The organism is Xanthomonas populi, from assembly GCF_002940065.1.
In the GTDB taxonomy this organism is placed as follows: Bacteria; Pseudomonadota; Gammaproteobacteria; order Xanthomonadales; family Xanthomonadaceae; genus Xanthomonas; species Xanthomonas populi.
On sequence record NZ_MDEJ01000115.1, the window covers coordinates 1 to 12,717 of the forward strand.

Annotated in this window: 10 protein-coding genes, 1 pseudogene and 1 other annotated feature; of the genes and pseudogenes, 6 read left to right on the forward strand and 5 right to left on the reverse strand. The window is 61.4% G+C overall.

What is annotated here, in order from left to right; translation table 11 throughout:
* Positions 1-688 precede the first annotated feature (688 nt).
* The 3 genes from XpopCFBP1817_RS15980 to XpopCFBP1817_RS15990 all read left to right on the forward strand — a co-directional run bounded on the left by XpopCFBP1817_RS15980 (position 689) and on the right by XpopCFBP1817_RS15990 (position 1,698).
* A complete protein-coding gene (locus XpopCFBP1817_RS15980; protein WP_128417863.1) occupies positions 689-1,090 on the forward strand; it encodes a SymE family type I addiction module toxin in 402 nt (133 codons plus the stop codon).
* A gap of 138 nt (positions 1,091-1,228) precedes the next feature.
* Positions 1,229-1,378, forward strand: coding sequence for a hypothetical protein (locus tag XpopCFBP1817_RS15985; RefSeq protein WP_244171205.1), 150 nt, complete (start codon positions 1,229-1,231; stop codon positions 1,376-1,378).
* Positions 1,375-1,698, forward strand: coding sequence for a type II toxin-antitoxin system RelE/ParE family toxin (locus XpopCFBP1817_RS15990; protein ID WP_128417864.1), 324 nt, complete (start codon positions 1,375-1,377; stop codon positions 1,696-1,698). Before XpopCFBP1817_RS15985 ends, XpopCFBP1817_RS15990 begins: the two co-directional genes overlap by 4 nt.
* A gap of 115 nt (positions 1,699-1,813) precedes the next feature.
* Here the strand turns inward: XpopCFBP1817_RS15990 and XpopCFBP1817_RS15995 are convergent, their stop codons facing one another.
* The 3 genes from XpopCFBP1817_RS15995 to rimK all read right to left on the reverse strand — a co-directional run bounded on the left by XpopCFBP1817_RS15995 (position 1,814) and on the right by rimK (position 5,038).
* Positions 1,814-3,148, reverse strand: coding sequence for a sensor histidine kinase (locus XpopCFBP1817_RS15995; protein WP_167393954.1), 1,335 nt, complete (start codon positions 3,146-3,148; stop codon positions 1,814-1,816).
* A complete protein-coding gene (locus tag XpopCFBP1817_RS16000) occupies positions 3,141-3,818 on the reverse strand; it encodes a response regulator transcription factor (protein WP_128417865.1) in 678 nt (225 codons plus the stop codon). Before XpopCFBP1817_RS16000 ends, XpopCFBP1817_RS15995 begins: the two co-directional genes overlap by 8 nt.
* Before the next feature lie 344 nt (positions 3,819-4,162).
* Entirely contained in the window at positions 4,163-5,038 is an 876-nt protein-coding gene (gene rimK / locus XpopCFBP1817_RS16005) for a 30S ribosomal protein S6--L-glutamate ligase (RefSeq protein ID WP_128417866.1), read from the reverse strand.
* A 537-nt stretch (positions 5,039-5,575) separates the two neighbouring features.
* Between rimK and glgX the strand changes: the two genes are divergently transcribed.
* A complete protein-coding gene (gene glgX / locus XpopCFBP1817_RS16010; RefSeq protein WP_128417867.1) occupies positions 5,576-7,708 on the forward strand; it encodes a glycogen debranching protein GlgX in 2,133 nt (710 codons plus the stop codon).
* Between the two features lie 312 nt (positions 7,709-8,020).
* Here glgX and XpopCFBP1817_RS16015 read toward each other — a convergent pair whose 3' ends face one another.
* Positions 8,021-8,413, reverse strand: coding sequence for an H-NS histone family protein (locus tag XpopCFBP1817_RS16015; RefSeq protein WP_128417868.1), 393 nt, complete (start codon positions 8,411-8,413; stop codon positions 8,021-8,023).
* A gap of 88 nt (positions 8,414-8,501) precedes the next feature.
* Complete coding sequence (locus tag XpopCFBP1817_RS16020) at positions 8,502-8,897, reverse strand: hypothetical protein (protein WP_128417869.1); 396 nt, start codon at positions 8,895-8,897, stop codon at positions 8,502-8,504.
* Between the two features lie 299 nt (positions 8,898-9,196).
* Here XpopCFBP1817_RS16020 and XpopCFBP1817_RS23195 point away from each other — a divergent pair.
* Positions 9,197-9,978, forward strand: a pseudogene (locus XpopCFBP1817_RS23195) (IS3 family transposase); the annotation flags it as partial.
* Positions 9,475-9,591, forward strand: a sequence feature (AL1L pseudoknot). Its footprint overlaps the pseudogene before it by 117 nt.
* A 303-nt stretch (positions 9,979-10,281) precedes the next feature.
* Entirely contained in the window at positions 10,282-12,528 is a 2,247-nt protein-coding gene (locus XpopCFBP1817_RS16030) for a methyl-accepting chemotaxis protein (RefSeq protein WP_128417870.1), read from the forward strand.
* Positions 12,529-12,717 lie beyond the last annotated feature (189 nt).

Genomic DNA, 12,717 nt, shown 5'->3' on the forward strand with positions numbered 1-12,717 from the left:
CTGATCATGTCTGTCGTTCTCCGCTGGCAGGGCGTCAAGTCAATGATGGCAGATTGCTGGGGTTTTTAGAGGCTCCTTACAGTGGGGACACTTAACCAAGCAGACGAACATAGAAATCAGAACAAAAATTTCTGCTCCGAGAAAGAATTGTCCAGAGGTAGGACTGAAGAACACGCCAAGCAGAACGAATACACTAAGAATCGTCCAGTAAAAAAATCTCACCCATTTGTACAACTTCATATCTTTATTCACTGGCAAACTTGTTTTTGGCGACTGAAAAAGAATTGTAGCCGTTCATTAGGCGAATACCGGGCAACGACGAAGTGGGATTCACCTTACACCTACTCCTGACGCTCCCGCAGTTGACATCCCAAGAAACCAGTAGCAACCTCTGCCTCAAGGAGCGTAGAAACTCCGTGCATAGCGGTACCCACCTCCGTCAAACCGGTGATTTTTGTGCCTGCCTGCAGGCGCAAGCCGACGCGATGCCTGCGTCGGGAGGGCGGCTAATACAACACTCCTTCGGGAGGAATATGCCCGCCGACTATGCACGGTTTCTAACCTCCCGACATCCCGTCGCCGGCCGGCGACGGTGCCTGTTTTTCGAAGGAGGCGTTGTCATGGCAAATGTATTGATAGTGCAGGTTGGTGGGCGGCGTCGCCCCATGGTGCTGGCGGAGGTGAGGCGATGAGCCGGGCGCGGTCTCCAACCTCAAAGCGGTCCAAGCCGGATGCCAAACGCACCGCTATCGCCAAGCAGACTGAGCGCGCGATCGATGCACAGCCCGTGCGGCTGGTTCCATCGCCCACCTTCGATGTGGACAACCTCGACTTCGACCGTCGCCCCAAGCGCCGCGTGGACGATCTGCCACCGCGCCCACCCCGCAAGGCGCGCACGCCCACGCGCTGCACGGTGGGCTATGCGTTCTACGAGGCGGAGCCGGGCCGGCCGCACAGCCAGCGCATTCCCAGCGTGCGCTTGCGCGGGCTGTGGCTGGAGCAGTTGGGGTTTGCGGTTGGCTGCAAGCTGCAGATCACTGCGCGTGAGGGAGAATTGGTTGTGACGGTTGTACGCGCTCACACGCCATGAGCGACTGCCCTCCGCATACGGCGATCGTCCCCAGCGGTTCTGGCTCTCCCGCAGCTGGGGGACTAGAATCGAACCCACTCTTCGTGAGGTGCCTGCCATGTCCGCTCTCTTCAAACAGCAAGCTCACCAATTGGTGGATTGGATGCGTTGCCCGAAGATGCACGCTGGGAGGACCTGATCTACCAAGCCGCACTGCACCGGGCTATTGAAAAGGGGACCGAAGAGGCAGATGGCGGGCAGTTGATTGCTGCTGAGGATGTGCTTCGGCAGCTTGAAATGTCTGCGTGAGGGTGTATTGGCCGCCAAGCGCCCACGCCAAGCCGCTGGAAATCCAGGCCTATCTGAAAGAGCATGTACCAGCCATGGCGAAAGCGGTGACAGTCGCCCTGGCGCGGCGCGCATTGGAGCTGGGTCATTCGCCCGCGATGGGTAGAGCGCTGCCACGCTATGCACCCGCTGAGGTGCGGGAGTTGCTGGAACGCCCTTACCGACTGATCTACCGCGTTACGCCAACGCAGGTGGATATCCTGACGGTGCTGCACTACCGCCAGCTGATGCCGTCGGACCTGACCGACCTGCAAACGTTGAGTGCATTTGGACTGGTCTGAACTGCCGGGCAATGCGTTGCGGGTCGAGTAGGGAAAGATATTATCTATTGCGTCGCCGGACCGTGCTTCTAAGGCCGTCGCGCCCAGGTGCGCTCCTACGAAAGTGCGTGGTTGGTTAGCGATGGAAGGCCAGTGTTGCGATGACGCCGCGCTCCTGGCCTGGGCGTACGCTGACGCGCCAGCCGTAGAGGTCGCACAGGCGGCTGACGATCGACAGGCCGATGCCGCCGCCTTGCGAGTGGCCGGCGTGGGTACCGCGGTAGCCGCGCTGGAACAGTTTGGTGGCGTCTTCCTCGCTCAGGCCGGGGCCGGAGTCGATCACCTCTACTGCATCGCTGAGCACGCGCACGCGCACCTGACCGTCCTGGGTGTACTTGACCGCATTGCCGATCAGGTTGCCCAGCGCCACCGACAAGGCGGATTCGGGCGCGTCGATGACCAGGTCGCGTTCGCCTTCCAGCAGCAGCTCCAACGGTTTGCCGCCGAGTTGGGCGCGGTGCGCGTCGATCAGCTGTTCGGCCACCTTGGCGACATTGCTGCTGCCCTGCCCGCGCTCGTTGCGCGAGAGCAACAACAGCGAGCCGATCAGGTCGCTGCACTGCAGTTCGGCGCGCTGGATGCGCTGCAGGCGTTGCAGCATCTTTTCATCGAGATTGGGCTTGCTGAGCAGCAGTTCGGTGGCGCCGCGAATCACCGCCAGCGGGGTACGCAGTTCGTGGCTGACGTCGGCGTTGAATTCGCGGTCGCGCTGCACCACTTCGGTGAGGCGGGCAGAGTAATCGTCCAGTGCTTCGGCAAGCTGGCCTACTTCGTCGTCCGGGAAGTGCGCGGCCAGCGGCTTGGGCTCGCTGGTGCCGCCGCGGTAGGCACGCAGGCGTGCGGCCAGGTCCGACACCGGGCGCATCACCTTGGAGGCGGACCACCAGCCGATCACCAACGAAAACCCGCTGAAAACAAGCACCGAGAGCATCAGGGTGCGCTTGAGCTGGATCTCGCCCTTGATGGTCTGGGTCATGTCGTAGGCCAAGAAAAACCAGACACTTGGCGTTTTTCGCACAGCTAGCTTGTATGAGTACGGATTACCACTCTCGTCGACACCCGAGACAGTCTGAATACCATCCTTAAACTGATACCAATCCGGCTGTTCGCGGCGCAACGCTTCGAACTTGTCGCTCTTGACCACGCGGCCGCGCATCTGCTGCACCGGCAGATCGGGGTTACGCAACGGGTCGGAATAGAACCGCTGCGCGAAGGCGTCGATATTGCGGTTCATCACGTCTTCGACCAACTGGTTTTCCACGCGCAAACGCGCCCAGTTGGTGGCGAAGGCGAACAGCGTGGTCAGGCAGAAGCCCAACAGCACGAACGACAAAATGATGCGGCTGCGCAGGCGCCGCCGGTAGCGGCCACGCCTGCGGGCGGGCCGCGCGCCGTTATTGCTTTCAGGCATCGGGCGAGGCGATGCGGTAACCGATGCCGTGACGGGTCTGGATCATCGGCACGTCGAACGGCTTGTCGACCACCGCACGCAGGCCGTGGATATGCACGCGCAGCGAGTCCGAATCGGGCAGTTCTTCGCCCCAGACGCGGGTCTCCAGCTCCTGGCGGGTGACCACGGCCGGCGAGGCTTCCATCAGCGACTGCAGGATCTTCAGCGCAGTGGGGTTGAGCTGGAGCAGCTTGCCGCGGCGGCGCACTTCCAGGGTATCCAGGTTGTATTCCAGATCGCCGGTTTCCAGCACGCGGGTGTGCACGCCCTTGCCGCGACGCGAGAGTGCGTTGAGCCGCACTTCCACTTCCTGCAGCGCGAACGGCTTGATCAGATAGTCGTCGGCGCCGGAGTCGAAGCCGGCCAATTTGTTGTCCAGCGAATCGCGCGCGGTGAGCATCAGCACCGGCGTCTGCTTGCGCGCTTCGTTGCGCAGCTTGCGGCACACCTCGATGCCATCCATGCCGGGCAGGTTAAGATCGAGCACGATAGCGTCGAACTCGTGCACCACGGCCAGATGCAGGCCGGTGACGCCGTCGGCGGCGAAATCCACCGTGTGGCCGAGGTCTTCCAGATAGTCGCCAAGATTGGCGGCGATGTCACTGTTGTCTTCAATTACTAGAATGCGCACTGGAACCTCATTGTTGGGTCGTGTACCCGGCTGCGTGTGGCAAGGTGCCGTTGCAGCCGCGCTGTCGTCTTGGTTGTTTCAGCAGTTGGCGCCATTCGGCCGCCGAACGTACTGCGTGATGCTCAGCGTTGCTGGTCGTTCCGTCGCTGATTGAGTAAGGAAATGTAGACGTGAACCCCAATCCCGGAAAGCCATCACAAAAAGGCCCAGGTGCCGCTAAGCACCCGGGCCAAAAATGCATCCCGATCACCGTCACTGCCGAGAGCGGAGCTACGGTCGGGAGAGGCTAGCGGGGCAAGGATTAGAGTTTCGTTATTTTTTTGATAAAAATGTTAAATCCCCGATCAACGGGCCATCTGCTCCAGGTGCTCGATGATTGCGGCGGCCACATCCACGCCACAGACGCCTTCCACGCCTTCCAGGCCGGGAGTGGAATTGACCTCCAGCACCAGCGGGCCGCGGTTGGAGCGGATCAGGTCCACGCCGGCCACCGCTAAGCCCAGCGCGCGCGCCGAGCGCACCGCTACCTCCTGCTCCTGCGGGGTGGCTTCGGCCACGGCGGCGGTGCCGCCCAGGTGCAGGTTGGAGCGGAAGTCGCCTTCGGCGGCCTGGCGGCGCATGGAGGCGACCACCCGGTCGCCGACCACGAAGCAGCGCAGGTCGGCGCCCTCGGCCTCGCCGATGAATTCCTGCACGATGAAGTTGGCGTACAGCCCACGCAAGGCTTCGACTACGCCGCGCGAGGCGCTGGCCTTCTCGGTAAGGATCACCCCGGCGCCCTGGGTACCTTCGTTCAACTTCACCACGTGCGGCGGCGGGCCGAGCATGGAGAGCAGGTCCTGGGTGTCGTCCGGGTTGTCGCCGAACACCGTCACCGGCATGTCGATGCCCTGGGCCGCCAGCAGTTGATGCGCGCGCAACTTGTCGCGCGAGCGCAGGATGGCGTCGGAGGGATTGGGCGTGTAGCTGCCCATGAATTCGAGCTGGCGCAACACCGCAGTGGCATAGCGCGTGACCGAGGCGCCGATGCGCGGAATCACTGCGTCGAATCCGGTGATCGGCTTGCCCTTGTAGTGCAGGCTGAAACCATCGGCGGCAATACGCATGTAGCAGCGCAGCGGGTCGAGGATGCGCACCGTGTGCCCACGCTTGCGCCCGGCCTCGATGAGCCGGCGGGTCGAATACAGCTTGCTGTTGCGGGAAAGGATGGCGATTTTCATCGCGGAGGGTGCGCGGCGCGGCCTGGACATGGTCGGAGTCTAGTGACGAAGTGACCCAAGTCCGTACGTCTGCCGGTCGATCGCGTGTGCGGGCTGCAACCCTGCCCTGCACGCTTCGATCCAACTGGTGTGCGACGGCCCCGAGGAGGGAAAGGCGAAAGCTGCTCGGCAACGCTGTTGAAGCGACGCAGGTGTTGCGCAACCTCAGTGGTCTGGATGCTAGCAGGGCGGCCGCGCGGCGCTCAAGCAATGCGCACATGCATTGCGCTAGATGCTGCGCGCATGCACCTTTGTCTGTGCATATGTCTGTGCCGAATGCGCCAACCAGCACCGACGCCAGTGATGTTCGACCCACTCGGCGCAGCATTGCGTGGGCACGCCCACGTCCAGCCGCGCTGCGCAGTGATCAGGCGAGCGCAGCGGCTGCAGCATGTCGCCCTCACGCCGCCCCCCTGTGGCCGTGACGCGTTTTGCACAGGCAAAACCGCAATGATTGAGTCCCCTAATGCCGGCATGCCGGCGCACCCGAGACTCTCAATGCGACGTCCAGCAAGCGCGGCCTATGCCAACCCCTCCCGCATCCGCAAGGGGCGCCCGTTCCCGCGCGGCACGCTCTTCGATGGAAAAGGCACCAATTTTGCGCTGTTTTCCGCGCATGCCACGCGCGTGGAGCTGTGTCTGTTCGACGAACACGGCACCGAGACACGGATCGATCTGCCCGAATACACCAACGAGATCTGGCACGGCTATCTGCCCGACGTCAAACCGGGCCAGCGCTACGGCTACCGCGTGCATGGCCCGTACGAGCCGACCGAGGGGCATCGCTTCAACCACAACAAGTTGCTGATGGATCCCTATGCGCGCGAGCTGGATGGCGATCTGATCTGGGCGGACGAACTCTACGGCTACACCGTGGGTCACCCGGATGGCGACCTGAGCTTCGACGAGCGCGACAGTGCGCCCTTCATGCCCAAGTGCGTGGTGGTCGAAGACACCTACGACTGGGAAGACGACGCACGCCTGCTCAAGCCGTGGAACGAAACGGTGATCTACGAGACTCATGTGCGTGGCTACACCATGCGCAACCCGCAGGTGCCGGAAGCGGTGCGCGGCACCTTTGCCGGCCTGGCGCAGCCGCAGGTGCTGCAGTACATCAAGGATCTGGGCGTCACTGCTGTCGAGTTGTTGCCGGTACATGCGTATCTGGACGACCAGCATCTGCTGGACAAGGACCTGCGCAACTACTGGGGCTACAACACCATCGGCTTTTTCGCGTTGAAATCGCGCTACCTGTCCAGCGGGCATCGCGACGAATTCCGCGACATGGTCAAGGCCATGCACAAGCAGGGTCTGGAAGTGATTCTAGACGTGGTCTACAACCACACCGCCGAAGGCAGCGAGCTGGGCCCGACGCTGTCGTTCAAGGGCATCGACAACGCCAGTTACTATCGCCTTGCCGAAGACAAGCGCTACTACATCAACGACACCGGCACCGGTAACACGCTGAATCTAAGCAATTCGCGGGTGATCCAGATGGTCAACGACTCGCTGCGCTATTGGGCCGGCGAGATGCATGTGGACGGATTCCGCTTCGACCTGGCCACCATCCTGGGGCGCGAGCCGAGCGGCTTCGATCAGCGTGGCGGCTTCCTGGATGCCTGCAACCAGGACCCGCTGCTGACGGAAGTGAAGTTGATTGCCGAGCCGTGGGATTGCGGCCCCGGTGGCTATCAGGTGGGTCATTTCCCGCCGGGTTGGTCGGAGTGGAACGACAAGTTCCGCGACAACGCGCGCGAGTTCTGGAAGGGCGAAGACGGCAAGCTCGCCGAGTTTGCCACCCGCTTTACCGGCTCGGCCGATTTGTTCGATCGGCGTGGTCGCCGCCCATGGGCGTCGGTCAACTTCATCACCGCGCATGACGGTTTCACCTTGCGCGATCTGGTGAGCTATAACGAGAAGCACAACATCGCCAACGGCGAGGACAATCGCGACGGTTCGTCCAACGATGGCTCGTGCAACTACGGCGAAGAAGGCGATACCGACAACGCGGAGATCCTGCAGATCCGCGAGCGGCGGATGAAAAACCTGCTCGCCACCTTGCTGCTCTCGCAAGGCACGCCGATGCTGTTGAGCGGCGACGAGCGCGCACAGTCGCAAGGCGGCAACAACAACACCTATTGCCAGGACAACGAGATCACCTGGCTGGATTGGGAAAACGACCCGACCGACGGCCGTTTGACCGAATTCGTCAAGGCGCTCACCGGCTTACGCAAGCGCTACCCGATCCTGTCGCGCGGTCGCTTTCTCAACGGCCAGTACAACGAAGAGGCCGGCCTGCGCGATCTGACCTGGCTCAATCCCGGCGGCACCGAGATGGACGACGCGCATTGGACCGATGCCGGTGCGCGCTCGGTGGGCCTGCTGCTGGAAGGCAAAGCGCAGACCTCGGGCGTCAAGGAACTGGCCAACGACGACACCTTGCTGATCGTCATCAATGCCTACCACGAAGGGGTGACCTTCACCCTGCCCTCGTCCGATGAACCGGTGCACTGGAAGCTGGTGCTCTCCACCGACGAAGCGCTGGAAGTGAACATGATGCCGGCCGGCGCCAGCGCCTTTCTGGCACCGCCACGCAGCGTGTCGGTGTTCGAGTGCAAGAGCGACCAATAAGGTCTGAGCGGTGACGCAAGCTCGCTGTCTGCTGATGTCTGGCAGACGGCGAGCTTTTTGTGGGCTGTACAAACCCGCTATACCGCGACGCCAAGATCAAAGCAGCTGACGGCCTTTCAAGTCCTGCTGATCTGGCAACAGCCGTCTGATCAAGGCACGCGAAAATATCGGTGACCAGCTATTTCTGACAGCTTTTAGACAACGCACCTAAACATTGGCGCACTAAACGTCAACCAATCCATCGCAACGACCAACAAAGCTGTTATCGAACAAACAAACGGACTCAAACATCCCTCAACCTGGACCGAACATTCAGCCTGGATAGAGCGGAAACCGCTTATCCGGATGCTTGGCTTTCCATTCCTTGTAAGAACTGGTGCCTTCCCAGGCTTTGAACACACGCGGCGTGCGACCACGCCCGGACCATGTCTCGCCGGAATGCGGAATCCAGTACTTGGCCACGACTTCGCCAGTGGACGAGAGCGTGCCCTTGGACTTGCCGGTCATTGCGAGGGACGCGATCTGGCTTTTCTGTTTTGCGTTGAAGCGGCCACCAAACTGGGTCAGCGCCTCGACGACCTGGTCGAAAGCTTCCAGCGTCTGGGCATATTTCAGCTGGGCTTCTTCCTGTTCGAGCTTACGCAACTCTTCCAGCAATTGGGCTTTGGCGGCGGCGGAGGGTGAAGCAGGCGGAACCTGGCGCATTGGCAGAACTGAGGTTGGGCGGATCAATGAGTATTGCCGTTGCGCCGCCTAGCGTAAAGCGCTGTGGCCTGCGCAAGGCTGTCCACGGTCAGCGAGGGCGCAGCAAAGCGTGTTCCCGGGCCATGCTCAGCACCGGCCCGATCCGCCCGGCACGGATCAACTCGCTGCAGTGCTTGCCCACGAACTCGACCCTGGGCGCGGAAAACCATTGCATCACCCGCTCCGGCTCACCGGCATTGATCGACCAGGCGTGGCACACCGCCTCGCCCAATTCCTCCACCCCCACCAGCCCGAGCTCCCGGAGTTGTTCGGGGTCGAGTGCGAACATCTCCAGCACCCTGCACGCGTCGTCCGGCGTGCCGTAGCCGCTATGCATCTGCTCGGCCAGACCGGCGCTGTAGGCGACCGATGCCGCACGTGCTGACTCGGCACGGCGCATGCCTTTGAGAAGTGCGCCGATGAGCTGGGGATGGGTTGTGGTCATGGTGCTCGCTCGATGATGGTGACAACTATGACCAACGACGGCGCGGCGCTCAATCAGGAGGATCCTGACCTTCGCGAAGGAAATCACGCAGCGTGCAGCCGGGTTTTCTCAGCAATTGCGTCCTGCAATCGATGTCATCGTCGACAGGTGCCGTAGCGGGCGCCATCCATGCGTAGAGTCGGCCATCTGTGCGCAACGATGGAGACTCCAATGTCAAGCCGGGCTGCAGTCACAATCGACAATCGCACCTGAACCGCCCCGGGGATTCCGGAGGCTCCATTTCTAGAGAAGAGGGAGCCATGAGCAGAGCAAGCAAGTTCTCCCCGGAAATCCTGGAACGGTCGGTGAAGATGGTCCTGGAGCACCAAGGCGAGTACGCATCGCAATGGGCGGCGACGGTGTCGGTGTCGGCCAAGGTGGGCTGCACGGCCGAGGCGCTCCCGGGTTGGGTGAGGCAGCACGAGTGCGACGTTGGCAAGCGCGAGGGGATGAAAACGCCGCAGAAGGAGCGCATCAAGGCACTTGAGCGCGAGGTTCGCGAGCTGCGCCAGGTCAACGAGATCCTGCGCAAGGCATCGGCGTATTTTGCGCAGGCCGAGCTCGACCGCCCCTTCAAGCGATGAAGCAGTTCATCGACGAGCTTCGTGCCGTCCACGGGGTCGAGCCGATCTGCAGAGTGCTGCCGATCTCCCCGTCGGCCTACCACGCGCACGCAGCCAGGATGGCCGATCCCGAGTTGCGCTGCCCGCGCGCGAAGAGCGACGAGACATTGATGGCGCAAGCCCAGCGCGTGTGGGACGAAAACGTCGAGGTCTACGGTGTGCGCAAAGTCTGGCGGCAACTGCGACGCGAACAGTTCGACGTGGCGCGATGCACCGTGCAGCGGCTGATGAAACGGCAGGGTTTGCGGGGCGTCATGCGAGGCAAGACCGTGCGCACGACGGTCAGCGACCCGAAGCCGCCGTGCCCGCGCGATCACGTGAAACGGCAATGCAAGGCCGATCGGCCCAACGCGCTGTGGGTCAGCGATTTCACGTACGTTTCGACGTGGCAAGGATGGGTCTATGTCGCCTTCGTCATCCTGCTATCCGCACTCCCCTCAGTCTGTCATGTCGGCGTGACTCAAACCAAGGGGCCTCCGGGAAACCCGGGGCGGTTCAGCTCCGAACTTGCCAGCCACTCACTGAAGCCGGCCTGACAGATCGATTGCGCGGCCCACCACGCGAGTCAAGGTTTCGTGAAAGCTGCCGTTAAACAGTGGAGATGCTTCGGAAAGCGCTACCGTTCCAAGGCCAATCGACTGCGGAGCGCAGCTTCAGCGTGCTTCAGCAGGCCAGTCACTAGCCGCTCTTGCCACTCATCACATTATCCGCCAGGTCCCAGCATGCTAACCACGATCAAGAGAAAATTTATATTGGCATTGTTGGGAACGTTGATTCCGAACATCCTGCTTTGTCTGTTCCTGCTGAACAGCCTGCACACCTCCAAGAACAATGTCGGCACGCTTTACAATCGGGATTTCACCGGCTCTGCGCTTGCCAGCAGCATCGACGGCCAGCTAACCCGGGTCGATATCAATATTTTGCGCATGATCGCCATCGGCACGCCTGGACTGATCACGCAATGGAAGCAGGAAAACGAAAAGCGCTTCACACAAGTCGCCGCCAGCATTGTGGAACTCAAACAGCTGCTGAGCCAGGAGAGCGAGCACACCGCCCGGCTGCAAAAGATCACGGCAAGCTACGCGCTGATGCAAGCGGGGATGCAGCGCCAGATCGAGTTGATCGAAGCGGGCGATATCGCAGGCGGCGCTGAAGTCAATCGGACCCAGGTCAAGGACAACGCAAACGCCACCTTCGCCGGGCTTGCCATCTTGCGTGATGAACTGGCCGCCTCTGCCAAGCTGCGCTATCAGCAGCAACAAGCCACCAATACGCGCGCGATCACCTTGGCGGCGATCGCGTTGGGGTTGATCGTACTGGCCGGCGTGAGCATCGCCTTGCTACTGGGTAACGCAATCTCACGCTCGATCCAGCGGGCAGTGGCCGCCGTCGAGCAGTTGTCGCGCGGAGTGCTCGACGTCGATATCAAGGTCTCCGGCAAGGACGAAACCGTGCAATTGGCCAGTGCGGTCTATCGCATTCGTGACCGCGTGCAAGGCGTCATCACTGCACAGCTGGAAATGGCACGCCGACATGACGCTGGCGAGATCAGCTATCGCATGGACGAAACCGCATTTCCTGGAGAGTTCGGTCATATGGTGCGCGATGCCAACGCGCTGGCCAATTCGCATATCGCCATGACGATGCGCCTGGCACAGATCATCGGGCGCTATGCGATCGGCGATCTTTCCGATGAGATGGACCGGCTGCCAGGTGAGAAGGCAGTGGTCACCGAGACGATGAATCAAGTCAAACAGAATCTGCAAGCGATCAATCAGGAAATAAGCCGCCTGGCTTCGGCAGCGGCAGCCGGGGACTTCAGTGTGCGTGGCGACACAGAGCGCTTCCAACATGATTTCCGCACGATGGTCACAAGCCTCAATCATCTGATGGCCACCGCCGACGGCAATCTGCAATCGCTGTCTGCATTGCTGCAATCCATCGCAGCAGGCGACCTGACTGCACGCATGAGCGGCGAGTTTAATGGCGTGTTCGCGCAGATGCGCGACGACGCAAATACCACCGCCGCGCAACTTGCCGAAATCGTCGGACGCATCCAGCACTCGGCTATCACGATCAACTCGGCTGCCAGCGAAATCGCCGCCGGCAATCAGGATCTGTCGCACCGCACAGAGCAGCAGGCGGCCAACCTGGAAGAAACCGCTGCATCAATGGAAGAGCTGACCTCCACCGTTCGCCAGAACGCAGAGCACGCCCGTCAGGCCAATCAGCTGGCGATCGGTGCGGCAAGCGTTGCATCGCAAGGCGGCGAGATCGTGAGCAAGGTCGTCGGCACCATGGCCGGCATCGAGGTCTCGTCCAAGAAGATTGCCGACATCATCAGCGTGATCGATGGCATCTCGTTCCAGACCAACATCCTGGCCTTGAACGCAGCAGTGGAAGCAGCACGCGCAGGCGAACAGGGCCGCGGCTTTGCCGTGGTCGCTTCCGAAGTGCGTACTCTCGCCCAGCGCTCCACTGCGGCGGCCAAGGAGATCAAGGGCTTGATCGACGATTCCGTGCAGCGCGTTGCCGAAGGCTCCACGCTGGTGAACACCGCCGGCAATACCATGGCCGAGCTTGTGGCCAGCGTGCAGCGTGTCACCGACATCATGGGCGAGATCTCTGCGGCATCACAGGAGCAGTCGGTCGGCATCGAGCAGGTCAACATCACCGTCACTCAAATGGATGAGACCACCCAGCAGAACGCGGCACTGGTGGAAGAAGCCACCGCGGCGGCACGCTCGATGGAAGAACAGGCCGGCCAGCTCACCGAGGCGGTTGCGGTGTTCAAGATTGCTCAGACGAACACGCACAGCGTGCGTTCGGCCCCACCCTCACCCTTAAAGCTCAGCCTGGTAAGCGGCCGAACAGCAGCACCTGTTAAAGCCGCTAATCGCCAAGCGCCTGAACCGAAAAAACTGACCACCAGAGCTTCAAATGACGGTAGTCACTCGCAGGAATTCTAAGGCAACGCTGATCAAGCAGCCGCGTCACCTGCACGGCCAATGTTTGAGAACCTGACGGCGTGGATACGCGCAAAAAACGCAAGATAATGGTTAAAAACACAAAATCGTTGTGATTTTAAGCGGTGTGTACCGGCGTCTTTGGCCCGGTGCACGCTGCTCGGGCGCAGTTATCCCGCCAGACGGGTACGT

What these genes read in the sequence shown, in the direction of transcription:
- XpopCFBP1817_RS15980 (WP_128417863.1), top strand. Translation starts at nt 689, where the DNA reads ATGAGCCGGGCGCGGTCTCCAACCTCAAAGCGGTCCAAGCCGGATGCC.
- XpopCFBP1817_RS15995 (WP_167393954.1), bottom strand. Translation starts at nt 3,148, where the DNA reads ATGCCTGAAAGCAATAACGGCGCGCGGCCCGCCCGCAGGCGTGGCCGC.
- rimK (WP_128417866.1), bottom strand. Translation starts at nt 5,038, where the DNA reads ATGAAAATCGCCATCCTTTCCCGCAACAGCAAGCTGTATTCGACCCGC.
- glgX (WP_128417867.1), top strand. Translation starts at nt 5,576, where the DNA reads ATGCGACGTCCAGCAAGCGCGGCCTATGCCAACCCCTCCCGCATCCGC.
- XpopCFBP1817_RS16015 (WP_128417868.1), bottom strand. Translation starts at nt 8,413, where the DNA reads ATGCGCCAGGTTCCGCCTGCTTCACCCTCCGCCGCCGCCAAAGCCCAA.
- XpopCFBP1817_RS16020 (WP_128417869.1), bottom strand. Translation starts at nt 8,897, where the DNA reads ATGACCACAACCCATCCCCAGCTCATCGGCGCACTTCTCAAAGGCATG.
- XpopCFBP1817_RS16030 (WP_128417870.1), top strand. Translation starts at nt 10,282, where the DNA reads ATGCTAACCACGATCAAGAGAAAATTTATATTGGCATTGTTGGGAACG.